We start from the raw sequence: 24,825 nt of genomic DNA, 5'->3' as shown, positions 1-24,825 counted from the left end.
GTTTTTCCTTAAATAAAATTTTAATGAATCTTCAGCGTTTTATTACGGAATATGACGAATCACTCAGCGGTGAATTGAATATTGATCCTCTTGGTCAATTGATTGTCTGGTCCTCTTTCGGGCAGCAGATTTTTCGCAACCGTATTAGTTCGGTAGCCAATGATGTTCGTCACTACACACTCAATCTGCTTCACCATTATGTTATTCGCAGCGTTCTCAGTGATGATAAAACGCAGCTCGGCGACGCATTACAAAAAATCTATGGCGGCAAAAACGATGTAAAACTGACGCACGCCTGTTTGATTTTCTTAGAGAATATTTACACCTTGTCGATGTGCGATAGCCAGAGCAAAAAGGGTGTCGTCACCACCGGCGTGCTGGGCATCGTTAAAGCCCGCGACAAATTCGCGAAATCCGATAATAACCCGCGGCTTATTTTCGGCCACGGATCGGACAGCCAATTGCTGACCCAGCAATTATTTCTCGGCACCAACGGGCGTTATAAAACGCCGATGACGAATATGCATTTCTTCGATCAAAAATATCATTATCAGTTGGCAGAAGGCATATCTGCATGGCAACAGGCCGGGCAATTTATTCTACAAACACCGCAGCTAAAAACGCTTTTTCGCCTGTTATGCGCCTGTTTGAAAACGCAGCTTGGCGTGCGGCTTCAGCAAGGGCTCACGCTGCGCTTTGCCGATATTGATAACAAAATTACCCGCGCGTATGTGCAGGCGTTTCGCTCGTCGGAATATGTTGGCCGTTACGCCAAAGATTTCTGGCTGGCGATGACCTGTTTACGCGAAGGCGCTTCCGGCGCGCTGTATACCGCCCTTGAACAGGCGCCGGAAAAGCTGCCTGCGGCAGATATTTATCACCGGGCGCTGCGTCTTAGCCATAACGAAGCCGACCGTCAGTTGCTGCGCCATATCGTGCATGTTGAACCTTATCTGGCGGCGATTGATCTGTTATTTGCCGGGATATGGCAGCGTAAAAAACAGACGTTAGAGGATATTCGCCAGTTCTGGGTGCATCGCGGGCTGGACGATGAAACGCTGCCGAAACGTGCTGAACAGGTGCTAAACGATAAAACACTGCTTCCCGCGCTTTCCGGCACGGCGCATACCCGCCTTGAACGTTTACTGAAGATCGCACAAGCGCCTTCTGTTGCCGCGCAAACCATTGAATTACTGAAATATCATGAGTACGTGATGCAAAGCCGCGGTCAGTTACCGTGGATAACGCTTACTGGCGAAACGCTAACGTTGCAGGTTCCTGTGCGCGCACTGCACGCCTATCGCCAGAATGACGGCTGGGTTAACGATTATTACATTCCGCAGTTCCGCCATATGCTGCGAGGATTGTGGGGAGTGGAACTGTGAAACTCATCAGCGAATTTAAAGCGCAACTGGCCACGCTTGGCGAGATAAAACGGGTCTGGCTGACCAGTTTTAATATCAATATTGGTTTTATCGAAACGCACCTGCTGCCGGCGGTGCTGGGCATGGAAGAGCCGCCAAAAAACCGCAGTGAATTTGAACGCCTGCAATTCGATCTCACCCGCAAAAAGATCGATTTCCGCATCTACTGCGATAAACGTCTGATAACCCAGGAGCAGCACAAGCGCACATCGATCACCATTCTGCCGGTTTCCGTGCGGCAAATTGCCCCACATCTGGATGCCCAAAACAGCCTTTTTCACCCCAAAGTGATTTACCTAGAAGACGTGCAGGGCAACATGATCCTCGGTGCGGGGAGCGCGAACCTGACGCTCAGCGGGTGGGGGCGCAACCAGGAAGCGGTGGATTTTCGCCGCGTCAGCACCAACAAGCAGTATCAGCAGATTAAGTCCTTTTTTACGCAGGTAGACCCGAACATTGTTGTCGACGACGCATTTCCGGTGCGGCGGAAATTTTCCCATGACGATCCTGACTGGGATTTTATTCATTCTCTTTCCGGTAAAACGCTGCTGAAAGCGCTGGCGAACGGCGACACCATCAAAAAGCTCTCCGTCTGGTCACCTTACCTGGCCGCAGATTTAGCGGGTTTTATCGGCTCTTTATCCCATGCTTTTGGTAACCCGGCGCTGCGCGTCGATCTGGTGCCTGACCTGGCGCACGGGCGGTTTTTGCGCACGCCAGGCGGGCAAGAGGTGGAAGCCTTGCGCCAATCCGGTCAGTTACGCCTGTGTAAAAACCCGATTGCGCGTGACGAGCGCTCAGAACTCACCCATGCCAAAGTCTGGCTGGCAACGGGGAAAAGCGCCGTAACACTGGCGATCGGCTCGTGGAATTTCACCGCACCGGGCTGTAGCAGCATCAGCACAGACGAGGCGCACCGGAACATCGAAGCGGGCATTGTGCATCGCGTTCCGCCGAAAACAAAAATCGTCGGCGCTGTGCTGGATGAAAAGGCATTCGCTTACGCCAGCGCCGAGTTGTTTGAGGAAGAAGGGTTACCGGATTTTGAACAGTTACCCTTTGATTTACAGGTGCAGTTTGACTGGCGTTCGGGAAAATACACCGTATCGGGCGAATGGTTCGACGGCAAACCCACTGCGCAGTATGCGCTTCGCTTGCCGGGTATCGCGCAGGTGATTCCGCTGGGCTGGCGCGGTAAGTCGCTGATTGCGCTGCGCGATCTCGTCGTCGAACAGCCGGATGAGGTGTTAACCCAGCACTTTTACACCGTCATCCGCCCCGGCGAGGCGGACTGGCAAGGGGTTATTCACGAAGTGGGGCAGGCGTTTCGCCGGGTGAACGGTTTTGACACGCTGCACGATCTTCTGAACAGCTATATCAGTGATATCGATCCGCAGGACAACGACGCGGTACACCTGCGTGAAACGCTGCGCGATGGCGATTCGGCAGAAGATGCGCCGTCGGAGGAAAAGCCGCTGGCACAGACCAGCGCCACCAGCTATTTCCGTCTTTTCTATGCGCTGGAAAAACGCCGCGAACAACTCGAAACCCTGAACGATGATGCCTCGCTGCACTACTGGCTGTTTACCTGTCCTGGCTGTTTGCTTGAGCTGGTGGAAAAAGTGCGCGAGCACCTTGCCGCGCAACCGGGAACGCTGTTTGGCTGGTTTATGGCCAACGAGGTGCAAAGCCTTTGCCAGCTGGCGAAAAAACGCTACCGCAAAAAGAGCCTTGCCGCTCACGCGTGGCCGAAACTTGTCATCGACATTCCGCCATTACCGGTAAAGGGAAAACAGCGCCAGCAGTACCTCGACGCGATAAAGCAAAGGTGTGGATATGAAGCCTGATAACTGGAAAGCCATTACCCCGCAGGTGGTGGCAGAAAAGATGAGTTTTGACGCGTCGCAAGACAACTGGCAATACGATGCGCAGGAAGCGTCTATGGCCGCACGTCAGGCCGAAGGTGTCGCCGGGCTGTGGAACATTCTGGCGAAACGCAAGCTGGCGCTGCTAGCCGATGAAGTGGGGATGGGCAAAACCTACCAGGCGATTGGTGTGATGCTCCAGCTCTGGCATAAAAAGCCTGATGCCAAAATCCTTATCCTCGCGCCCAATAAAGACATTTGCCTGCACTGGAAACGGGAATACAAAACCTTCTTGTTGCATCACTATCGCGCTAAAAATTCGCAGATTTGCAATGCCCAAAGGGAACCGGTGCACGAGGCGCGCATTTTCACCCGGCTGAGCGAACTGGAGCAGGATATCCGCGAATCGCGGGGAAATTTTTACCTGACCACCATTCACTCGCTCAGTGGGCTGGTGCCGGCGGAAGAGAAAAATAGCGACAATATGCAAGCATGCGCGGCGCATGAAGCCGCGAAAATCCATGCGCAAATTAAATCGACGCTGGGCGAGCAGGGGTTTGATCTCATCATCATTGATGAGGCGCACTACTTCCGTAACCGCGATGGCAAATCCCAGCGCGCGGCGGCGGCGAAGCGCTTTTTTGGCGAGGGCGATAACCGCTTAGGGCAAAGAACGTTGTTACTCACCGCGACGCCGAATCACTCTTCATCACGCAATGTCGCCGATATTTTGCGTTACTTCGTCGATCCAGACACGATTAGCCCCGACGGCGATGCGAAAACGCTGTTAAAAACCTTTGCCATTCGCCGCCTGCGACAAATGCAGGGAAAGGGCGTGACCAACAACAAATATAACTACCGCCATGAGCAGGCGATGGCGGCGGATTTTACCGACAACCCGGATGCGGAGCTCTTTTTCGCCCTTTACCAGCGCGAGCTGGTAAAGACGCTGGGTGCAAAAGGTGAGCGCCGCCAGTTCCAGTATGGCTATCTCGAAGGGTTTGAATCGACCGGCATTGTGGCAAAAGAGGACAGCGAAAGCGGTGAAGAGAATTCGGACGATATGGCGAGAGACGCCTTTCATCAGGCGCCGGACACCCGCTTGCTGGCGGAGCTGACGCAAGCGTTTCAGGATATCTACCACCGTTTTCCGGATCACCCGAAATATGGCGCGCTGGTTAAGCAGTGCGTGCCTGAACAGTTGTTTACTGCGCCACGCTCGCTGTATCGCGATAAACATCTGGTGTTTGTGCGCCGCATCCCCTCGGTGCGTGAAATTACCCAGCGCATCAACGCCGAATATGACGAGCTGATGGCGCAGGAGATTATTTCTGCGTGGGGCGCTGAATCGCCGGATGAGACGCTAAAAGCATGGCGCAAAAGTGGCTGGTCACGTAAATATTTCAACCGGTTAACGCAGGCGGCGCAGGTGTTGCAGGAGGCGTCAGAGTTCCTGGATGACGACGCCGGGAGTAGCGACGACGAGGAGAGCAACGAGCGCAAGCAAAATGAGCTGAAGCTCTCATCGAAAGTCGCCGATCTGTTTGTGGTGAAAAGAAGCGGTGAGAAGCGAACCGATTGCACCAACGTCAGCCAGCGTTTTCGTCGGGCCGAAAGCCTGTTCTCCCTGTTTCTGGAACCGGCAGCGGATTATTGCTGTGCGCAATATGCCACCTATTACCGGCTAACCGATCGCCAGCGCGATAACTTTGGCGATGCGGCGCGCGACGTTCGCCTGCAAACGTGGCCTTCTGCGCCGGGTTTTGCGCGTAGCGAAAAGGTGCAAGAAAACCGTTATGAGCAGCCGCTGCAAACAGCCTGGGGAATGATGTTTCCGCTGCTGCCCGCGCATTGCCAGCAGCAACTTCGTGACTGGCAGGCAAGCAACCCGGCGATCGTGGAAAACCTCGCCAACTACCTGAAAACGGGATACCTCTTCGCCAGCCCGGTGATGATTGAACTCTATTGCTGGTTTATCCGCTTTAGCCGCCAGAGCACCACCTCGGATGTGCAAAAGCGCTACCGCGATTTTACCGCCAGCATTGCCGATAAATTGCCGGGATCGTTACTGCTGCGCTATTTCATCAATGGCATTGAAACCTTTGAAGCGATGTGTGAAAAAATCACCGATCACCCGCTGGCTGACTGGAAAACACCGTGGCGGGAACTGACCAACCTCTCAAGCCCGGCGTGGTACGCCAGCGGCCAAACCGATAACCGGCAACGCTTGATCCTCGGGTTCAACAGCCCTTTTTATCCCAACGTGCTGGTGGCAACGTCTGTGTTCCAGGAAGGGGTGAACCTGCATTTGCAGTGTAACCAGGTGCATCACTACGGGATTGCCTGGACACCCGGCGACAACGAGCAGCGCGTAGGGCGCGTCGATCGGCTGTTTGGCCGCGTCAACCATCTGTTAAAAGCGCATGGAACCACGGAACTGCGCATTCACTATCCTTACCTCGCGCAGTCGCTGGATCAGGATCAGCTCGCCGCATTCATCCAGCACAAACGGAATTTTGAAGCGAAGCTCGATGCCTGCGACTTTGATCAGTTCAGCCGGGAGATCAATCTCAATGACGAAACCGGCGGTTGGGAGGCGGCGCTGCGCAAACCGCAGGCCGACCTTAAACCGGTCGATCCTTATCCGGCGGAATTTGCCGGGGCAACAGACCCGGCAAAGTAAGGGAGAGTTATCAGGCTCTGTCAGCCCAGGCGGGCATCGAGGTCAGGTAGCGAACGGCGCGTTTACGTGCTTCTTCGTTGCCGACGTGCTGCCAGGAATCCAGGTACTGCGCAAGGCCGGAAACGGCCTCTTCCCAGGATTTCAACTGGCCTTCGCTGTCGGTACACCAGACACAATATTTATCGCTGGGGCCACGGGATTCCGGTGCGGATAGCGGCATTCCGCAGGAGTGGCAGTGAGGTTCGGCGTGAGACATGGTGTGCTCCTTGTCAGTGAGTTGAGCGATAAATATACAGAAGCGAGGAGCGGGAAACTGTTCATTTGCTCATAAAGACGTATTTTTTACATGGTTACTGTGGGCGAGATGTTGTTTTACACTTTTCGTTCACTTCGCAGGGAGGATGGCATGACAGATTACTGGTGGAAGGATCTTCGCGATCGCAATGAGAGCTGGCAGGGGCTGGAACTGATGGTGCGTAAAGGCGACGGTCAGGCGATGGAAATGCTCAGCGGGCACAACGGGCGCATGGCGTTACAGGTTAACGGCCAGACGCTATTCTGGGCCACCATGCTCAACGATCACTCCGGGGTCTGGCTGGTGTTTAATGCCGATCATCCGGCTCAGCAACTGCTGTTGCCTGCCATCTCTTCTGCCGATGTAGAAAGCGCTAAACGCGCAGGCGAAGCGAACTGGACAAGCCACTGGTGTCGTTATTTTGCCCGCCAGTTGATGGAGGCACCCACGCCGCTGCTGGCGCCGCGCCGCTGGTTGCTGCGCCCAATGGAGCAAGTCAAACCTACTGCGCCGTATGTGCTGAATAAACCGCTACCGTTTGCGCAGTGGCGGTTTCATACGCCTGCCAGCAGCGCGCAAATCAGCGTCAACTGGTCGTTGTGGAGTGAGGATTTTCCCGATCTGCAAAACCCGGAAAAGGTGACGTTTGTCGACTGGTGGTGGAACGGTCATCTGCTGCTGGCGCGTTATCCGGTGGAGCCAAACAGCGGGCGTGTGAAGTGGTGGCGCAAGAAATGCCGCGAAGGTGAATTGCCGCCGATTCTGGTGTGGTTTATCGCCGGGCTGGCATCGTTCGTGATCCTCGACGGGCACGATCGTTTGCAGGCGGCGCTGGCAGAAGGCATTCAGCCGCAGTTTCTGGTGCTCAGTGAGCTCAGCGAACAGAGTTATACGCCAAATGAAGAGACGCGAGAGCGGGTGCTGCATTCGCTGGCTCTCCAGCAGGCGAAGTGCAAAAAAACGGGTGCCAACATTGATGCAATGAACCAGTCGCTGCTGAACCTGTATGACACCCGTTATCTTTACGCCCCGACGCACAGCCGCGCGGTGCTGGGCGATGGCAAAGGCTGGGAACGCGATGTGACAGAGTATTTGCAGCGCAACCAGTTAGATGAGTATCTGGAAAAGATTCTTTCGCGGGAAGAGTAAGGTGAGAACGCCAACCGTTTTAGGATTCACAAGGGCTGGCGTGTGAGTAAATGCTTACTGGGGGCATTAGCCCCCCGGGTTTTGAATACACTTACTGCGATGATTTTTAAAACCCACGCACTTGCCAGTTTCAGGATCGACATAGTACTGGATCGGCGTCGGGAGAAATAATTCATGGAATGGAGCATCCGGAGGAGGAGCAAGGTTGGTGCTAATTTGCCAATATTGCGCCCCCTCTATTTCCACAAGTTCTGCTATATGAAAGTCATAGTCCCAGCAATTTTTGAATTTTTTAAGTGCGTAGGCTTTGGCGGCTTCTATTGCTTGTTTCTCATCAATCATTGTTGAATACCGTAGTAAACGTTATACATCGACCCACCTACAGTGACCGGACCAAGTAAAATACCTGCGGTTTCGTGGCGCAGTGCGGTATAGGTTATTTGGTAGCCATTACCGAGAGGAAACCGGAAACCTTGCAAAATATATTGTGCGGAAACACCGTTGGCTCTTAACTGGGCAATAGTTTCTGCGAGAGCCTCTTCAAGATAACGAAGAATATAAGACTTGTAGTAGCCACTATGATGGATATACGCCCGTAATTCCCTAAATAAATAAAATTTGGCAGCGATAAATTGATGCACTCTTTCATGGTAAATGGTTTCCAGAACGGCATGAGAAGCCTCTTCTGCTGTCATTTTTGTGCGATCAAAGTTTCGCCCAATAGTGATATCGCCATAGATGGAAGTTTCTCCATTCCCTATCCCCATACTCTTTGTAAACTTGATTTTAGGTCTGTAACGCCATCTGGATTCACTATTTCTTGGCATATTTAAGCGGGCTGCCAATTTTTTGGTATACCTCGGAAGCCTTGCGCCATTGAGATGAGTATTAAAAATATCATCCGGTTTTTTACGCAAAAGAAGCGCAAAGACCGTATTAACGCCAATTAACGTAATTGCTTCGGCGAGATCGCTGGCTGCCTGATCCAGATCGGATCCTGTCTGAGCGTTATTGGTTTTGACGGCAAAGTCATAGAGTTTTTCCCTGCCTCAACCGCTACGCCACCAATGGCCGCCCAACCCACCACCAGCAATATGACATCCGCAATTTCGCCAATGCCAAAGAAGTGCGCCCCGGCCCATAAAACAACAATTCCGGCCATGGTCGCCAGCGCCTGCGGTGTAATTAATGCTAATAGCTGCTGCCCTACGTCTGCGGGTAATAATGACGCTGCTTTGGTAAGGACAATCTTAAGCTTTGCCTGTAAATCTAATCGAACAACATCCATTTTTTACTACATATTTTTTGCGGTCATCATATACCCGCAAAAAATACGAGGTCTATTCGATGGGCTCAGATAATTCTCAAAAGGAGGTGGAAAAATAACGTATCAGGAGAATTACCCCGCATCCTTGCGGGGCTGAATGGCTTATTTCACGGTTTGCAGCGCCGTTTTCTCAACGTAGGGTTTCATCAAGGTATCGGCTTCTTTCTGCGCGGCTTCGGCGGCGGCTTCCGGGGTAACTTTCTCGTCGTTCACTACCGCAGCGAGCTGGTTTTCCATCGCTTTACGCACCGCGACAGTCTCGTAAGTGGAGTACCACGGGTGGGCATATTGCAACTGCTCCAGCGCAATCGCCGCACGTGGATCCTGCTTCAGATAGTCTTTCATTTCGGCGGTATCGTAAGAGGCTTTTAGCGGTGAGAAGTAGCCGGTAAAGCGGCTCCACGCTCCGTTGACTTCCGGGCTGACGAGATAGGTCAGGAACTGATAAGCCGCTTTTTTCTGTGCATCGTTGATGCCCTTAAAGCTCACCAGGCTGGCACCGCCAATCGGCACGGCGCGCTGCTCCTGAGCGGGCATCATGGCCACACCCAGCTCGAAATCTTTAGTGTTCTCACGCATAAAGCCCAGCGCGCCGGTGCTCAGCATCGCCATGCCCAGCTTGCCGGAGAAAAACGCGGCGCTGATCTGCTTGGAGTTCAGCACGCCGGAGGGCATCACTTTGTCTTTGTAAATTAAATCCTGCCAGAAGCGCAGTGCGCCGATGCTGGTCGGTGCGTTGTAATAGACTTCGCCGGGATAGTTTTCGTTGAAGTAGTTGCCGCCGTTGGCGCGCACCAGCGAGGAGAAAATCCAGCCGCCGTAATCGTCGTTGGTCGAGGGCAGCATAATGCCCCACTGGCCTTTGCTCTGGTCGGTGAGTTTTTTCGCGTCGTCGAGCAGCTCTTTCCAGTTCTGCGGCGGCTGTTTGATGCCCGCCTGGTCAAACATCGTTTTGTTGTAGTAAAGGATCGGCGTCGAGTTGTGGAACGGAATGGCGTAGGTTACGCCCATCACCTGCGCGTTTTTGCGCATGGCCGGCCAGAACGCATTTTGCAGGAAATCGCCTGCTTTCTTATCGCCATATTTGAATAGTTCATCCATCGGCAGGATTTCATCTTTCAGCGCCAGATCGGTGGTGAAATTGGCAGACATGATCACCAGCGCAGGCGGCTGGCCCGCTTTCTGCGCGGATTCGGCCTTCATTTTGGTGGTGTCGTAATTGCCGGTAAAAATGCCGCGTACTTCCACCTCTTTTTGCGAGTCGTTAAACGCTTTGATAACGCGCGTCATCTCCATCGTCAGTTTGCCGTCCACCGGGGCCGGAAACATGAAATCAATCTTCTCCTGCGCCAGTGCGGTGCCGCTAACGGCAAGGGTAATGGCGTAAGTAAGCACTCGCAGCGTCTTTGGCAGAGGCTTATGCATGGTCTTTCTCCTGGTGTAAGTTAAGCAAGGTTTGCCCATCAAAAAGATGGCTATCAAGGGGTGAAAAACCGACGCGGAGTGTGTCCCCTTTGTTGGGAACATCGCCTCTGTGACGGCGGATATAACGCAGGTTGCCAATCGGCGTGCTGACGTGAAGCTGATAGTCTGCGCCCATCAGTTCCCGCTGAATCACCGTGGCGGGCAGCACCAGTTGGCCCACTTCCGGCGTATCGGTAATGTGCTCTGGTCGAATGCCCAGCCATACGTCAGCGGCATCGCGCGCGTGAACCGGTAACGGCAGGCGTTGCTCGTCCAGCAGCACGTTGCCACTGGCGCACGGCAGCGAGAGCAGATTCATCGCCGGAGAGCCGATAAACCCGGCGACAAACAGGTTCGCCGGATGCGCATACAAGTGCTCCGGGCGACCCACTTGCTGCACGTGGCCGCCATTCATCACCACAATGCGGTCGGCCATCGACATGGCTTCGGTCTGATCGTGCGTGACATAAATGGTGCTGGTTTTGAGCTGCTGGTGCATCGCCATAATGCTGTCGCGCACTTCGGTGCGCAGGCGCGCATCAAGGTTGGAGAGCGGCTCGTCCATTAAAAACAGCTTCGGGTTACGCACAATCGCGCGCGCCATCGCCACACGCTGGCGCTGACCGCCGGAAAGTTTGGCCGGTTTTCTGTCCAACAGCGTATCGAGTTGCAACATCTGCGCCACGCGGTCGAGGCGCGGCTGCCAGCTGGCTTTCTCTTCGTGGCGTACTTTCATGCCGAAGGTGATGTTGTCGCGCACGGAAAGGTGCGGAAATAGCGCGTAGTTCTGGAAGATCATCGCGAAATTGCGCTCGCGCGGTGAACGCGTGGTGATGTCGTCGTTGTCGAGCAGTATCGCGCCATCGCTGACGCTCTCCAGCCCGGCAATCAACCTCAGCAGCGTGCTTTTACCGCAGCCGGAAGGGCCAACCAGCACCACGAATTCACCATCGTTGATATCCAGCGACAGCGCGTTGAGCGCCGCTTTGCCTTCGAACTGTTTACTGATGTTTTGCAGTCTTAACATGGGCTTAACGCTCATCCACCGGGCAACTAATGCTTTCGTTGTATAACCACGGACCGGCGTAATGCGACAGCGGATGCAGATAGCTCACCCACTGTTCACCAATCTGGCGGTGCATCAGGCACGACGGCGGCGACATGTCGTAATACGGGCGCGTGTCTTCGTGGCAGTACGGCACCTGGTGCACAGTCGCCGGGATGGTGGCAATCGTCGCCTGGCGATACTGCGTCATGGTCAGGCTGTGGTTGTGACCGCAGAAAATGCGCGTCAGCGCCGGGAAGCGCGCCACCAGTTTCAATAACTGATGACCATTTTCGCAGGCGATGCGATCCATCTGCGCGTTACCGAGCTGCAGTGGTGGGTGGTGCATAAAGATAGCGGTCGGTTTATCCTGGCTTTGGCTAAGCTGCGCTTCCAGCCAGTTCAATGTTTCATTGGTCAGCCAGCCTTTCGATTCCCCGGCGAGGCTTGAATCAATAAACAGCAGGCGGGTGGCGAAATCATCAATCGCATAGCGCATGTTCTGCGGATCGCTGCCCAGATGCGGGCACAGCGGATGCAGATATTCGAGAAAGTGGGCTTTGTCATCGTGGTTGCCAGGAATAACAAACAGCGGGTAGTCGAGGCTACCGAGGATCTGGCGCGCCACGCGGTACTCTTCCGGACGGCCGCAGTTAACAATATCGCCGCTGACCACGACCGCATCCGGGCGTTCGCGCAGCGCGTTAAGCTGGCATACCACATCGGCATTTCCGGCGTTGATATCAATAAAGCCGTACAGCTTCTCGTTCTGGCTGCGGAAATGGGTATCTGAAATTTGCGCTAAAAACATCACTCAACTCCTTATTTAATCCCGGAAAAGCCAAAGCTCCGGAGAAACTGCTTTTGAAAAGCGATAAACGCGACCATCAGCGGCAGGCAGACCATCAGCGTCCCGGCGCTGATCATCCCCCACTGGCCGCCGGACTCCGCGCCCATGGCGAATGACACCAGGCCGACCGTCAGCACCTGTTTGTCCGGGTCGTTGAGCATCATCAGCGGCCATAAATACTCGTTCCAGTGGTAGGTAATGCTGACGGTGGCGAAGGCCAGCACCGACGGCCACGACATCGGCAACATCACGCGGAACAGCACCTGCCACCAGCGGCAGCCCTCCATCAGCGCCGCTTCTTCGATCTCTTTCGGGATGGCGAGAAATGCCTGACGCATCAGGAACACGCCGAACGCCGAAGTGAAGTAGGGCATCATCACGCCGGTCAGGGTGTTGAGCAGGCCGAAGGTTTTGAGCGTCAGCATGTTGGGGATCATCATCACCACCGGCATGATCATCAGTTGCACCAGAAACAGGATGAACAGCGTTTTCTTGCCGCGAAATTCGTGGCAGGCAAAGACGTAACCGGCGGTGGTGATGGTGAACAGCTGCACGAAGAAGGTGCCGAAGGCGAAAATCAGCGTGTTGGCGTACAGGCTCAGCCAGTTGGCGCTGTTCCACGCGTCGCGGAAGTTATCCAGCGTCAGCGGGAAGCGCGGCAGAATCGACGCCATTCCTTCACCAAAAGTGGTGGCGCTGAAAGCAGACGAAAGCATCCAGATAAACGGGCTCACCCACAGCAGCGCCAGGCAAACCATCAGTACCGCAAGCGTCACCGGGCGGGAGTGGCGCAGGCGTAACCACAACGGGCGCGGTACGGACGTGCTGCGGTTGATGGCAGGCGTAATCTCAACGCTCATAATGCGCTCCTCTTTCCAGCAGTTTCAGGTTGACCAGCGAGAAGACGAACAGCCCGACCAGCGTAAGAAAGGTAGCGGCGGAGGCTTTGCCCAGATCGTGGGTATCCCAGGCGAGGTTTTGAATGTAATAGAGCAGCACGGTGGTGGCGTTGTCCGGCCCGCCACGCGTCATCACTGCGACGTGGTCGATCTGGGTAATGGAGTAGATGAGTGCGGTGGTAACGACAAAGCTGATGGTCGGGCGCAGCAGCGGCAGCGTCACCTTAAAGAACACCTGCGTGGCGGTTGCCCCTTCCATGACGGCCGCTTCACGCGTGGATGGGGGAATACCCTGCAAGCCGGCAAGAAAGAACAGCATGTAATAGCCTGCGAATTTCCAGACGCCAATCAACGCCAGCGCAAACAGCGCGCTGTTGCTGCGCCCCAGCCAGTTGTTGTTCATCGGGCCAAACAGTTGCGCCAGGTAGTGATCGAGCATGCCGAGGCCGGGCATAAAGATAAACAGCCACAGCGCGGCGGCGCTGACCATCGGGATAATCATCGGAAAGAAAAAGGCGGTGCGCAGCCAGCGGTTAATGCGGTGGTTTTCCCACAATGCCACCGCCAGCAGCAGCGCCAGCGTGACGCCCGGGATCACCGTCAGCAGCAGATAAACCAGGTTATTGAACAGCGATTGCCAGAACACGCTGTCATCCAGCAGGCGGGCGAAATTTCCCAGCCCGACATACGGCGTATCCTGGGTTGCCATGCGGGTGTCGAACAGGCTGTCATACACCGAGCGAAATAGCGGAAAGTAAGTAAACAGTGCCAGGAATAGCAGTGACGGCGACAGAATCAGCCAGGGAAGCCAGTATTTTCTCATAAGTTTCTGAAAACGAATTTACGGGGTTCGAAAGCCAGAGAGTCTGTGAAAAAAATGCTGCAATAGGATGGCGCGCAAATGACTGTTTAGTGAACAGGTGTTCACCGTGAAGCGCGGGTAGAAATGTGGGTGTTTATAGATAAAAAAAGCCCCACATCCTGCGGGGCAACATTCTCACCTTTTCACGGGGGGAGATCAGAAATCCATTTTGACGGTGAACTGCACTTCGCGCGGATCGCCAATCTGGTTGCCCAGGTTGTTGGTGGCAATTGACGAGGTGTAGTACGTCTTGTCGAAGATGTTTTTCAGGTTAACCTGCAACGTTACCGGGTATTGCAGTTTCATTTTGTATGCGGCAAACGCATCGGCAACCGCGTAGCCCGGCAGGTAGTAATCCGCGCCGTTGGTGGCAGAGCGGCGGCTAACGCCGTGACCACCGCCGCCGAGAGTCAGCGTATTTCCGGCAAAGACGTTATGAATGTCATAGGTCAGGAACAGTGACCCGGTGTGGCGCGGCACGTTCGGCAGCGGTTTACCGGCGTAATCGGGATCTTCCAGCACTTTTGCGGCGGTGTAGCTGTAGCTGGCAATGACGTTCATGTTTGGCGTCAATGCACCGGCGAGATCCATCTCCACCCCTTGCGAGCGCACGCGCCCGGCGGTTTTCGCCACCGTGTCGTCGCCGACGATCTCGTTGTACAGCACGTTACGTTTGTGAATATCAAACGCCGTGATGTTGGCAGTAACGCCGTCGAACAGGTCGAATTTTGCGCCCACTTCGTAAGAGGTGGAGGTTTCTGGCGGTAAGTCGCCGATATAGCTGGCGATGGACGACTGCGGCATAAAGGCTTTTGCCACGTTACCGAACAGCGAAACCGATGGCGTGAGTTTGTAGACCAGGCCAAATTTCGGCGTCCATTTTTCGTCGCTGCTGTCGGTATTGACGTTAAACGGACGGCCTTTCCCGGCGTACTGGGTGTAATACTGGTAACGCATGCCGGCGACGGCGATCCATTTGTCGGTCAGGTATAACGCATCCTGCGCATAAGCTGAGTAGCTCTCCTGCTTGATAGTTTGATCGCTGTCGGACGCGGAGACGGAAGTGCATTTGCTGGCGTTGCCATAGACGGGGTTATAGATATTGAAATCTTTGGCGTTTTTACAGCGGATCATGTCAGTACGCAGCAGATCGTAATATTCATACGAAACGCCGGTGAGGATCTCATTATAAAACCCGCCAATGTTCACATTACCCTGCAGGTCAGCCCGCGTGGTGTGCATGCGCTGCGTGGAGCCTTGCGTGGCATCCACACGGCGCGTCAGGTTGCCGGTGGCGGCATCGTAAGCCATCACACGTGACTGGTTATCGCTGTATTTATCCTGGCTGAAGCCGTACTCGACTTTGCCGGTCCATTCGCTGTTAAAGCGGTACTCGGCGTTTAACTGCGCGATGTCGGATTCGCCATCAGTGATGTTAAACGGCTCATCGAAGCGGGTCTTTCTGTCGACATTTACCGCCTGTTTGGTGGTGAGATCGAAGATTGTGCCGCGATCGAACGGTGTCTGGTAATCGCGGTGAGAGTAGAGCACGTTGACGGTGGCGTTATCGCCAAACCACGTCAGCGAGGGCGAAATAAAGGTGCTTTTCTCTTTACCAAAATTGCGCCAGTAATCTTCGTTTTGATACTCGCCAATCAGGCGGTACGCCAGCCGCGTGCCCTCAATCGGCCCGGTAACATCAAACTGGCCGGTTCCGCCGCCAAAGCTTGAAGAGGTGGCGGAAACGGAGCCACCGAAGTGGGTTTCCGGGCGTTTCGTGACCACATTGATAAGCCCACCGGGATCGAGAATGCCATACAGCGTGGACGCCGGGCCTTTCAGCACTTCAACGCGCGACACGTCGGCATTAAAACTGCGCGGCACCACGGTGCGCAGACCGTTGGTCATGATTGAGCCGTCGCGGTTGGCACCAAATCCCCGGCGCACAAACGCATCCTGCGTGCCGCCGAGCGTGTTGGTTTGTACCACGTTGCTGACGTTATACAGCGCTTCATCAAGGTTGGTGGCGTGCTGATCTTCCAGCACTTTATCGCTCACGGTGTTAACTACTTGCGGAATATCCAGCAGCGGCATGGACGTCAGCGTGGCGGTGGACGAGCTGATTGGCTGGTAGCCGGATGTCGCCTGTTTATCGGCGGAAGAGGCGCCCGCCAGCACGGTGATGGTGTCGCCTTCTTTGCTTTGTTCCGGCTTGTCTGCCGCGTGTGTGAAGGAGGTGAAAGCCGATCCTAAAAAGAGCGCAGAAAACAGCGCGTGCCCTTTCAGCCCGGAGATACAACGAGTTAACTCAGCCATTTATTCTACTTTTCCCGAAAAACCCTGAACAACGCAGGAGTGAACGTTTTTATCTTTATTGCCCGATTGCGCGACTCTACCCGTTTGCTGCGATCTACAGCGTCGGATATGTAATTGAGAATCATTCAATCATGAGGCTTTGTAGTAGTAAACGTAAAATGAAAGAAATTTGCTACAGCGGATTCAGGTGTGAAATGCGACTCGAAAAACCGTGATAAATTCTATTTATAGCTTTGAATATAAAGTAATTATTTTTAATCGTTACGGGGTGGTTTTTTTGTGGTGACACAAAATAAAGAGGTGTTGGTTTCATTTGCGACGGCACTTGACTACTACAGCGGCAAACGGCAATATCGAAAAGAGAATGAGATTTATTTTTGTTTGATGGTTTAGTGCGCGGCTATTTTCATGAGCGTGCGGCGCAGGAGTCAACATGCCACAGCAAGTGGAAAATCAAGCCGAAGGGCAAGGGATCGTGCTGGAAAGCCTGTCGGCGGGCTATCACAGCAAGGTGATTGTCGACGACATTACGCTTTCGATCCCCTCGGGGAAAATGACCGTGCTGGTCGGCGCGAACGGCTCCGGCAAATCCACACTGCTCGGCACCATCGCCCGGATGCTCAAACCGATCGGTGGCAGCGTGCTGCTTGATGGCACAGCCATTCATCAACAACCCACCAAAGCCGTTTCCCGTCAGTTAGGTATTTTGCCGCAATCGCCGATTGTGCCGGAAGGGCTCACCGTGTTCGAACTGGTGTCGCGCGGGCGTTTTCCGTGGCAGAGCTTTATGCGCCAGTGGTCTGAAGACGACGAACAGGCAGTCGTTGAGGCGCTAAATCTGACCGGTACTGCGGAGTTCGCGCATCAAACGGTAGACAGTCTCTCTGGCGGTCAGCGCCAGCGCTGCTGGATAGCAATGGCGCTGGCCCAGCAAACGCCGGTGATCCTGTTTGATGAGCCGACAACATTTCTCGATCTGCGCTACCAGGTGGAGATCCTTGAACTGCTGCATTCCCTGACCCGCGATCATGGACGTACTGTGGTTGCGGTGTTGCACGATCTCAATTTTGCGGTCAACTACGCCGACACGCTGGTGTTCCTGAAACAGGGGCGCTTACAAGGTGTGATTGATGAAGGCGAGGCCTGTACCCCAGAGCTTATCAAACGGGTGTTTGATGTTGATGTGCAAATGTCGATTAACCCACTGACCGGAAAACCCTTTTTTATGCCGTTTCGTAAACCGGCTGGAACGAGCGCATGAGTAGCGTCGCGTTTTCCGCCCGCCGCCGCGTCGGGCGCGTTGGTATGGCCTCTCTACTGCTGACACTGTTCGTGCTGGCGGCATCGGTCGCGCATCTCGGCCTTGGCGCGCGCTATATCGCACCGCCGACGGTCATCCAGGCGCTGCTGGATTTCGATCCGCGCAACTTCGATCACCGCGTCATTATCAGCCTGCGTTTGCTGCGCCTGGTGGCGGCGCTATTTACCGGCGCGGCGCTCGGCGTAGCTGGAGCATTGTTGCAATCGGTCATCCGTAATCCCTTAGGTGAGCCGCATATTCTGGGGCTGAATTCCGGTGCCGCGCTGGCGGTAGTTGCGTGCACGGCGCTAGGCATTAGCCCCGGCGATGCTGCATTCAGCCGCCCGTTGATTGCCGCAGGTGGCGCTGCACTGCTCTTTTCGCTGGTGATGGCGCTTTCATCTGCGGGGCGTTCGGGTTTTACGCCGATGAAAGTGACGCTGTGCGGCGTGGCCATCTCGGCGTTTGCCTCCTCGATTACCGCCGCGATCCTGATCCTTGATGAGCAAACGCTGCTCAGTATGCGCACCTGGCTGGCGGGCGATCTCGCCGGGCTGAACTGGGCGCAGATCCAGCATGCGGCGATAGCTGCCGTTATCGGTTTTGCGATGGCGTTATGGCTGGCTCCGGCACTGAACATGCTGGCGCTGGGCGACAACATGGCGCGGGGGTTAGGTGTGTCGCTGATGCGCACGCGCGCATTGTCGCTGGCGGCGATTGCGTTGCTGTGCGGTGCGGCGGTGTCGGTGGCCGGACCGATTGGTTTTATTGGTCTGGTGGTGCCGCATATGGTGCGCCGTCTTGCCGGGGATGATTTACGTGTTGTCGTGCCACTCTCGGCGTTGGGCGGCGCGCTGTTGTTGCTGGTGGCAGATATTGCCGCTCGTACGCTGCTGGCGCCGCAGGAACTGGCAACCGGCGTGATGACCGCGCTGGTGGGGGCACCGCTGTTTATTGCGCTGGCGGCGAAGTTTTTCAAATGAGCGACCTGTTGCCGCGCGCCGGATTACGCCGTTTGCGGGTGGGTGGTTTTTCCCGCCTGCTGCGCCCGCATGCGCTGATGTGGATTTTTGGCCTCGTCATCGTGGCGCTGGCGTTACTGCTGACGGGCGTGACACAGGGTTCGTTGCCGGTTCCGGCATCTTCTATTGGCCGCGCGTTATTTTTTCCTCAGGCACTGAGCGGTGAGCAGCAATACGTGGTGTGGGACATTCGCCTGCCGCGCGTGCTGATGGCGCTAATGTGCGGGGCGATGCTCGGCATGGCGGGCGCGGCGATGCAGTCGATCACCCGTAACGGGCTGGCGGATCCTGGCTTGATTGGCGTGAAAGAGGGGGCGAGCGTAGTCGTACTGACGCTGGTGCTGTGCTTTCCGGCTGCCAGTTTAGTCTGGCGACCGCTGGCCGGTATGGCAGGTGGGCTGTTTGCTGCCGGGCTGGTAATGGCACTGGCGCGCGATGTTTCCCGCCCGCGCTTTGTGCTGCTCGGCATTGGGGTTTCCTGGACCTTCGCCGCCGGGATTGGCGCGTTTATGACCACCGCCGATGTGCGCGATGTGCAGACCGCGATGATGTGGCTGGCGGGCAGCCTGCACGCTGCCACCTGGCCGCTGTTGATGGTGGCGCTGTGCTGGGCGGTTCCGGCAACGTTGATTTTACTGGTAACCGCGCGCGCAGCGGATGTGGCGTTGCTTGGTAATCAGGCGGCGACCGGGCTGGGCGTGCGCCTTGCGCGCCTTCAACTGCTGCGCTTTATCGCGCCGGTGCTGCTCACCGCCGCCAGCGTTTCTTGCGTGGGCAGTATCGGTTTTGTCGGCCTGATTGCCCCGCATATGGCGCGCTTTCTGCTGCGCGGCGGCCAACGTGCGCTGCTGTGGGGCAGTGCGATGCTGGGCGGGTTACTGGTGCTGCTGGCGGATTCGCTCGGGCGGCTGGCTTTTGCGCCACTGCAAATTCCCGCCGGGATTGTTATCTCGCTGATTGGCGGGCCATTTTTCTTGCTGCTGCTCTGGCAGCGGCGCGATCGTTTATAACGCTTAAAGGTCTTATATGCGCTTACTTTTTTCGCTGCTGGTGCTGGTTGGTCTGAGTGCCAGCGCCGCGGAACCGACCCAGGTTTTCACCGACGATCTCGGGCGCGTGGTGACGGTGCCATTGCACCCAAAACGCATTGTGTCGTTACACGATCTCGATATCACTATTCCGTTGATTGAGCTTGGCGTACCGCCGGTCGCCAGCCACGGGCGTACGCGCCCGGACGGCACCCATGTGCTGCGCTCCAGCGGCATGTTGACCGGTGTCGATTTTGACAATTCAGCAATTACATTTATTGGTTCAGCGGATATCGACATTGAAGCGGTGGCGGCGGCAAAACCGGATTTGATCATCACCGAGCCCAGCCGCAACACGCCGGTGGAGCAGTTAGCGAAAATCGCGCCCACCGTCAGCATTGATCATCTGGAGGGTGGTGCGCCGGAGATCTACCGCAAGCTGGCGCAATTAACGGGGACACAGGCGCGCTTTGCGATCCTTGAGCGCCGTTATCACGAGCAGATCGCTGCGCTGAAAAAAACCATCGATACCAGCAAGATAACCGTGTCGGTTATTCAGGCTAACAACGGGAAAATCAACGCGCTGCACAGTTATCACTCGCTGGGGCGAGTGCTGCGCGATGCTGGTTTTCGTTTTCCGCCGCTTATCGACAGCATCCCAGACGGCGGGCGCATTGACGTCAGCGCCGAGCGGTTGCCGGAACTGGATGCCGATTTCGTTTTTGCCACCTGGCGCGGCGATACCGGCGGTAAACCACAGGATGAAATGGCGGCCATGGATGCGGTGATGCCGGGCTGGTGTGATTTCCTCACGGCCTGTCGCCGCGGGCATTACGTGCTGATTTCGCGCGAAGAGGCGATCTCCAACTCGTTTGCCTCACTGAGCCTGATGGTGGCGCAGGTGCAGTCGCAAATTGCCGGTCGACCGTTACCGGCGACCAAATAAGGGCGCACGATGCTGAACAGCAAAAAAGTGAAAACGCGCGTGGATGTGTATGGGGAACGCTTTCGGGCGCGGGCGCATACGCTGTCGCCGCGTTTGCAGGCGGTGGCGCGTTATATCAATGAAAACCGCGAAGGGGTGCTGGAGCAAACGGCGATTGAGATAGCCAGGGCGACGCAAACCTCCGACGCCACGGTGGTGCGCGCGATTCAGGCGCTGGGTTTCGCCGGGCTTCGTGATTTGAAGCAGACGCTGGAGCACTGGTTCGGCCCGTCGGTCTCCTCGGCGGAAAAGATGAGCACCACGGTGAGTGCGCTCTCGTGCGACGTCAATTCCGGCATCGATTTCGTGCTCGAAGGGCATCAGCACACCTGCGAAATCCTCTCCGCGCCGGATAACCGCTACGCGATTGCCCAGGCGGTGGCGCTGCTGGTCGAGACGCGGCAGGTGGCGATTTTCGGCATTGGCGCATCAGGGATCCTCGCCGAGTACGCCGCGCGGTTGTTCAGCCGTATCGGGTTACCCGCATCCCCCCTCAACCGCACCGGCATTGCCCTGTCGGAGCAGCTTATCAATTTACAGCGCGGCGATGTGCTGATCATGATGGCGCAGAAATCGGCGCATCGGGAAGGGCTGACCACGCTGAAAGAGACGCGGCGGTTGGGGATCCCGGTGATTTTATTGACCAACGCTGTCGATTCGCGCTTTAGCCAGCAAGCCGATGTGGTGATCCACGTTCCGCGCGGCGGCGAGAAGGGCAAAATCCCGCTTCATGGCACCGTGCTGCTGTGTCTGGAGATGATCATCTTGTCGGTCGCGTCAGCGACGTCGCAGCGGGCAATTAAAACGGTGAAACGCATTAATGAGTTTCACCGTGGGTTAAAACCGGGCGGGAAGAAGGGTTAAGACTGGCTAGCTTTTAGCAGTGAAGCCCAGTCATCTGGCGGGCGGTTATTTGCCAGCATTTTCGCAAAGACTCTGTAAGCATCCGTTTTTTTGCCATACGTTCGTAGCGTATCTTCGTCATTGACCCATGCGAGTACGATAATTTTCTGCTTATAGCTGTAGCGAAAAAATAGACGGTACCGTTGCCCTCCAAACTTTGCTCTCGACCAGTCGGTATAATTTTCCCCAATGGCACCACCGGGGCGATATTCAGGTGCTCGCGGGTCGCGAGTAATGCCGGAAATTGCTTTCAGCAGATGGGCTAATAATTTGGTTTCTTTCTTCTTTTGGTAGTCGTCGGGGTGCTTTAGCACAAGTGCCTCAACGCTCGCAATCAACTGGTGGTAAGCATCGGAAAAACACGGGTGGGCATAGATTGTCCACCCGTTGAGAGCAGCCGGAAATTCCATAGGTTTTATTCTTCGTCGATGATGTCATCGTCAAGATTGACGTCCATGCCAGCTACCAGGTCAAAACCGCGAGACAGGTCGAGCTGTTTGATATTTTGCGGGTTGTTGCTTATATCCTGAGCGATGAAGTTGAGGAATGACTGCATCACGGGATCTTCTTGTTGCTCTTCATAGCGGGTTATCAGGACCTCACCATTGGATAAGAGCTTGTAACGGATACGATCACCACCGCTGAGGTGAAGCGCATCACGGATACTTACAGGGATTGTTGTCTGGTGGCGCTCAGTCAATTTTGAGTCCGCTTCCAGAGCGATATCCTCAGCACGAACATAAGCCAGCATGGGGTTTTCCTTCTCTTAAACATGTACAACTTTTGCGCAAAGTGTAATTCACTTCATCAACCAATGCAAATGCATTGCTTTGCTGTTCTTCAACCTCGACGCCGCCCATACAAATAAAACACCAGCGCGGCGCTGTAAGCCATCACAATCGCGAGGCACATTTTCCACATCGCTTCACCGCCGATGCCGGAAAGTGGCGTGGCGATGCCGCCGAAGACAAACATCAGCATGCCCAGTAGCGCCGAGGCGGTGCCGGAATCGCGTGCTTCTACGCTGTTCATTGCCGCCGAACCGGCGATGGTTGAAATCCCGCTGTTCAGCGCGACGGTGAAAAATAGTCCTGCCAGCGCCAGCATTGCCATGCCGCGCCATGCAAAAAAAGCAGTCAGCAACGCGACGATCACCGCCAGCATCAGCCCGATGCCGAGCAGTTTCTGCCCGTCAATACGCCGCGCCAGGCGGGCGAAAATCAGTGCGGAAATAATCAAGCCAATCCCGTTGAAGCCAAACAGCAGGCTGAATTGCATTGCTGTAAGGCCATATTCGTTTTGCAGCACAAATGAGGACGAACCGATATAGGAAAACAGCCCGGCCAGCATAAAGGCCTGGATAAAGCAGTACATGGAAAATGGCTTGTTCTTCAGCACATTGACGGAGGTTTTTAACAGCGAGCCGCCGCTGTTTTTCTCCTGCAAGGTTTCTTTTAACACCAGCATGGCAGAAAGCAGCAGTACCACACCGATGGCCGCCATGGTCCAGAACAGCGCCCGCCAGTGCAGGGTGGAGGTGATATACCCGCCGAGCACCGGGGAAACAATCGGCGCAATGCCGTTAATGGTCATCAGCAGGGCGAAAAATTGCGTCAGCAGCGTGCCGTGATATTTATCGCGCGCGATGGCGCGGGAGAGCACGGAACCGCCCGCTCCGGCAATGCCCTGAATAAAGCGCCAAAAAATTAGCCAGTAGATGCTCTGCGTGGTGGCACACAGCACCGAGGAGACGATAAACAGCAACAGCGACAACAGCAGCGGGCGTTTGCGCCCCATCCGGTCGCTGAGTGGCCCGAAAAAAAGCTGTCCCAGCCCTAAGCCAATAAGCGAAGCAGTCAGCGAAAGCTGGATCAGCGTGTTTGATGTGCCCAACTGTTGGCTGATATCCGGCAACGCGGGCAGGTAAAGATCGGTACAAATCGGCCCCATGGCCGTGAGCATGCCCAGCACGATGGCAAAGGCGGGAGAGATCCGTGACATAACTGCTCCGAAAACGCGCCGGTCAGCCCGGCGCAAAGGGATTAACTGACGCCACCGCCCAGCGATTGCCAGAGCGTTACGCGGTTTTGCAGATCGGTTTGTTGCAGCGAAATCAGCGACTCTTTTGCCGTCCACAGCGCGCGCTGCGCGGTCAGCACCGACAAGTAATCGCCGGTTCCGGCGCTGTACTGGCGCTGGGCGATATCCAGCGCTTTCTGCTCGGCGGCGACATATTCACGCTGTGCGTCGAGTTGTTCGTTGAGCGTTTCGCGCCGCGCCAGCGCATCGGCAACATCTTTAAACGCGCTCTGAATGGTTTTTTCGTAGGTCGCGATCAGCCCTTTTTTCTCGGCTTCGGCGTAACGCAACTGCGCGACATTTTTCCCCCCGGCAAACAGCGGCAGCGAAATGGACGGCGCGAAAGACCACACTTGCAGGCCGTGGCTAAACAAGGAGGAGAGCGAATCGCTGCCCACCCCGGCGCTGGCTGTCAGCGAAATGGTCGGGAAGAAGTTCGCCCGCGCTGCGCCGATATTGGCGTTCGCGCTTTTCAGGTTATGTTCCGCTTCCTGAATATCCGGGCGACGCAGCAGCACGGAAGAAGACACGCCCGCTGGCGTCAGCGTAATGCTGTTGTCGGCGAGACTTTCCAGCGTACCCGGCAGCAGCGACTCAGGAACCGTGTCGCCCGCCAGTAAATTGAGCGCGTTTTTATCCTGCGCCACCTGCGTTTGATAGCTGGCGACGCTGGCGCGCGCCTGCTGGAACACCGCCATCGCATCGGCGGTATCGCTGGCGGCCGCCACGCCGATCTGCTGTTTACGCTTAGCAATGTTCAGCGAGTTTTGCGCGCTCTCCATCGTCTGTTTCGCAAGTTGAAGATTGCTGTTATCCGCCGCCAGCGTCACCCAGGCGGTGGTGATTTCCGCCACCATGCTCAGGCGCGTGTTTTGCGCGGTGTATTCGCTGGCAAGCCAGGTTTCACGCTCTGCGCGGGTCAGGCTCTGGTTACGGCCAAACAGATCCAGCTCGAAGCTGGAAACCGCGCCATCGGCTTCGGCGCTGCTGCTTAAGCCAGTGGCAACGGTGCGGCTGCGCGTGCTGCTGAGTTCGGCATCCAGCGTCGGGAACAGCGCGGCGCGGTCTTCGGCATACAACGCGCGCGCGGCATCGATATCGGCAATCGCTTTTTGTACATCGCGGTTATGGGTCAGCGCACTGCTGACCACTTGTTTCAGGCGGCTGTCGTTAACGATCTGCTGCCAGTCGGCGGCCACGGCTTTCGCCTGGCCTTGCGCGCCCGGTAACGTCGCGGGGATTGGCGCCTGCGGGCGCTGGTAAGTCGGGTCGAGAGAGACGCAACCGGCGTTCAGCAGGACGAGGAAAAGGACACTGATACGCAACATA

General features: G+C 55.7%; 23 protein-coding genes. 9 read left to right on the top strand and 14 right to left on the bottom strand.

Annotated features, from left to right (window positions below):
* Positions 1 to 23 precede the first annotated feature (23 nt).
* The 3 genes from JKP81_RS21245 to JKP81_RS21235 are packed head-to-tail and all read left to right on the top strand — an operon-like array spanning position 24 to position 5,972.
* Positions 24 to 1,385: a hypothetical protein gene (locus tag JKP81_RS21245; RefSeq protein WP_200553284.1), complete on the top strand. Its 1,362-nt coding sequence runs from the start codon at positions 24 to 26 to the stop codon at positions 1,383 to 1,385.
* Complete coding sequence (locus JKP81_RS21240) at positions 1,382 to 3,271, top strand: hypothetical protein (protein WP_200553283.1); 1,890 nt, start codon at positions 1,382 to 1,384, stop codon at positions 3,269 to 3,271. Before JKP81_RS21245 ends, JKP81_RS21240 begins: the two co-directional genes overlap by 4 nt.
* The gene (locus tag JKP81_RS21235) at positions 3,261 to 5,972 is read left to right on the top strand and encodes a DEAD/DEAH box helicase (protein ID WP_200553282.1); all 2,712 of its coding nucleotides are present in this window, start codon (positions 3,261 to 3,263) and stop codon (positions 5,970 to 5,972) included. The genes JKP81_RS21240 and JKP81_RS21235 overlap by 11 nt, the downstream gene beginning before the upstream one ends.
* Before the next feature lie 10 nt (positions 5,973 to 5,982).
* On the opposite strand, the gene JKP81_RS21230 is transcribed toward JKP81_RS21235, so the two are convergent.
* On the bottom strand, positions 5,983 to 6,228 hold the full coding sequence (locus JKP81_RS21230) for a zinc ribbon domain-containing protein (RefSeq protein WP_200553281.1): 246 nt from the start codon (positions 6,226 to 6,228) through the stop codon (positions 5,983 to 5,985).
* Between the two features lie 150 nt (positions 6,229 to 6,378).
* Between JKP81_RS21230 and JKP81_RS21225 the strand changes: the two genes are divergently transcribed.
* A complete protein-coding gene (locus tag JKP81_RS21225; protein WP_200553280.1) occupies positions 6,379 to 7,416 on the top strand; it encodes a hypothetical protein in 1,038 nt (345 codons plus the stop codon).
* Positions 7,417 to 7,482: 66 nt separating this feature from the next.
* Here JKP81_RS21225 and JKP81_RS21220 read toward each other — a convergent pair whose 3' ends face one another.
* From JKP81_RS21220 to JKP81_RS21185, 9 genes are all read right to left on the bottom strand, one after another.
* On the bottom strand, positions 7,483 to 7,758 hold the full coding sequence (locus JKP81_RS21220; protein ID WP_200553279.1) for a hypothetical protein: 276 nt from the start codon (positions 7,756 to 7,758) through the stop codon (positions 7,483 to 7,485).
* Positions 7,755 to 8,333, bottom strand: a complete 579-nt coding sequence (locus tag JKP81_RS23675; RefSeq protein WP_234455753.1) for a hypothetical protein — start codon at positions 8,331 to 8,333, stop codon at positions 7,755 to 7,757. The genes JKP81_RS21220 and JKP81_RS23675 overlap by 4 nt, the downstream gene beginning before the upstream one ends.
* Positions 8,334 to 8,362: 29 nt before the next feature.
* Complete coding sequence (locus JKP81_RS23670; RefSeq protein WP_234455752.1) at positions 8,363 to 8,704, bottom strand: hypothetical protein; 342 nt, start codon at positions 8,702 to 8,704, stop codon at positions 8,363 to 8,365.
* Positions 8,705 to 8,845: 141 nt separating this feature from the next.
* Positions 8,846 to 10,168, bottom strand: coding sequence for an ABC transporter substrate-binding protein (locus tag JKP81_RS21210; protein ID WP_200553278.1), 1,323 nt, complete (start codon positions 10,166 to 10,168; stop codon positions 8,846 to 8,848).
* The gene (locus JKP81_RS21205; protein ID WP_200553277.1) at positions 10,161 to 11,234 is read right to left on the bottom strand and encodes an ABC transporter ATP-binding protein; all 1,074 of its coding nucleotides are present in this window, start codon (positions 11,232 to 11,234) and stop codon (positions 10,161 to 10,163) included. The genes JKP81_RS21210 and JKP81_RS21205 overlap by 8 nt, the downstream gene beginning before the upstream one ends.
* 4 nt (positions 11,235 to 11,238) lie before the next feature.
* Entirely contained in the window at positions 11,239 to 12,063 is an 825-nt protein-coding gene (locus JKP81_RS21200) for a phosphodiesterase (protein WP_200553276.1), read from the bottom strand.
* An 11-nt stretch (positions 12,064 to 12,074) separates the two neighbouring features.
* Positions 12,075 to 12,962 (bottom strand): carbohydrate ABC transporter permease, encoded by an 888-nt coding sequence (locus JKP81_RS21195; protein WP_200553275.1) that lies wholly within the window; start codon positions 12,960 to 12,962, stop codon positions 12,075 to 12,077.
* Positions 12,952 to 13,824: a carbohydrate ABC transporter permease gene (locus JKP81_RS21190; RefSeq protein ID WP_200553274.1), complete on the bottom strand. Its 873-nt coding sequence runs from the start codon at positions 13,822 to 13,824 to the stop codon at positions 12,952 to 12,954. Before JKP81_RS21190 ends, JKP81_RS21195 begins: the two co-directional genes overlap by 11 nt.
* A gap of 195 nt (positions 13,825 to 14,019) precedes the next feature.
* Positions 14,020 to 16,179 (bottom strand): TonB-dependent siderophore receptor, encoded by a 2,160-nt coding sequence (locus JKP81_RS21185; RefSeq protein ID WP_200553273.1) that lies wholly within the window; start codon positions 16,177 to 16,179, stop codon positions 14,020 to 14,022.
* Between the two features lie 433 nt (positions 16,180 to 16,612).
* Here JKP81_RS21185 and JKP81_RS21180 point away from each other — a divergent pair, with 433 nt between their 5' ends.
* From JKP81_RS21180 to JKP81_RS21160, 5 genes are read left to right on the top strand one after another with little or no spacing between them, the layout of a single operon-like run.
* Positions 16,613 to 17,440, top strand: a complete 828-nt coding sequence (locus tag JKP81_RS21180; RefSeq protein WP_200553272.1) for an ABC transporter ATP-binding protein — start codon at positions 16,613 to 16,615, stop codon at positions 17,438 to 17,440.
* The gene (locus JKP81_RS21175) at positions 17,437 to 18,462 is read left to right on the top strand and encodes an iron ABC transporter permease (protein WP_200553271.1); all 1,026 of its coding nucleotides are present in this window, start codon (positions 17,437 to 17,439) and stop codon (positions 18,460 to 18,462) included. The genes JKP81_RS21180 and JKP81_RS21175 overlap by 4 nt, the downstream gene beginning before the upstream one ends.
* Complete coding sequence (locus JKP81_RS21170) at positions 18,459 to 19,511, top strand: iron ABC transporter permease (protein WP_200553270.1); 1,053 nt, start codon at positions 18,459 to 18,461, stop codon at positions 19,509 to 19,511. Before JKP81_RS21175 ends, JKP81_RS21170 begins: the two co-directional genes overlap by 4 nt.
* A 16-nt stretch (positions 19,512 to 19,527) precedes the next feature.
* Positions 19,528 to 20,475, top strand: coding sequence for an iron-siderophore ABC transporter substrate-binding protein (locus JKP81_RS21165; protein ID WP_200553269.1), 948 nt, complete (start codon positions 19,528 to 19,530; stop codon positions 20,473 to 20,475).
* 9 nt (positions 20,476 to 20,484) lie between these two features.
* Positions 20,485 to 21,378, top strand: coding sequence for a MurR/RpiR family transcriptional regulator (locus JKP81_RS21160; RefSeq protein WP_200553268.1), 894 nt, complete (start codon positions 20,485 to 20,487; stop codon positions 21,376 to 21,378).
* Here the strand turns inward: JKP81_RS21160 and JKP81_RS21155 are convergent.
* From JKP81_RS21155 to JKP81_RS21140, 4 genes are all read right to left on the bottom strand, one after another.
* Entirely contained in the window at positions 21,375 to 21,827 is a 453-nt protein-coding gene (locus tag JKP81_RS21155) for a type II toxin-antitoxin system YhaV family toxin (RefSeq protein WP_200553267.1), read from the bottom strand. The two genes, JKP81_RS21160 and JKP81_RS21155, sit on opposite strands and share 4 nt — an antisense overlap.
* Before the next feature lie 5 nt (positions 21,828 to 21,832).
* The gene (locus JKP81_RS21150; protein ID WP_200553266.1) at positions 21,833 to 22,168 is read right to left on the bottom strand and encodes a type II toxin-antitoxin system PrlF family antitoxin; all 336 of its coding nucleotides are present in this window, start codon (positions 22,166 to 22,168) and stop codon (positions 21,833 to 21,835) included.
* A gap of 89 nt (positions 22,169 to 22,257) precedes the next feature.
* A complete protein-coding gene (locus JKP81_RS21145; protein ID WP_200553265.1) occupies positions 22,258 to 23,418 on the bottom strand; it encodes a multidrug effflux MFS transporter in 1,161 nt (386 codons plus the stop codon).
* Between the two features lie 41 nt (positions 23,419 to 23,459).
* Complete coding sequence (locus tag JKP81_RS21140) at positions 23,460 to 24,824, bottom strand: efflux transporter outer membrane subunit (RefSeq protein ID WP_200553264.1); 1,365 nt, start codon at positions 24,822 to 24,824, stop codon at positions 23,460 to 23,462.
* Position 24,825 lies beyond the last annotated feature (1 nt).

This window comes from Kosakonia sp. LAM2021 (assembly GCF_016620385.1).
Lineage (GTDB): Bacteria > Pseudomonadota > Gammaproteobacteria > Enterobacterales > Enterobacteriaceae > Kosakonia > Kosakonia sacchari.
Note: the sequence above shows the minus strand (reverse complement) of the source record. Positions and strands in the feature narration are given on the sequence as shown.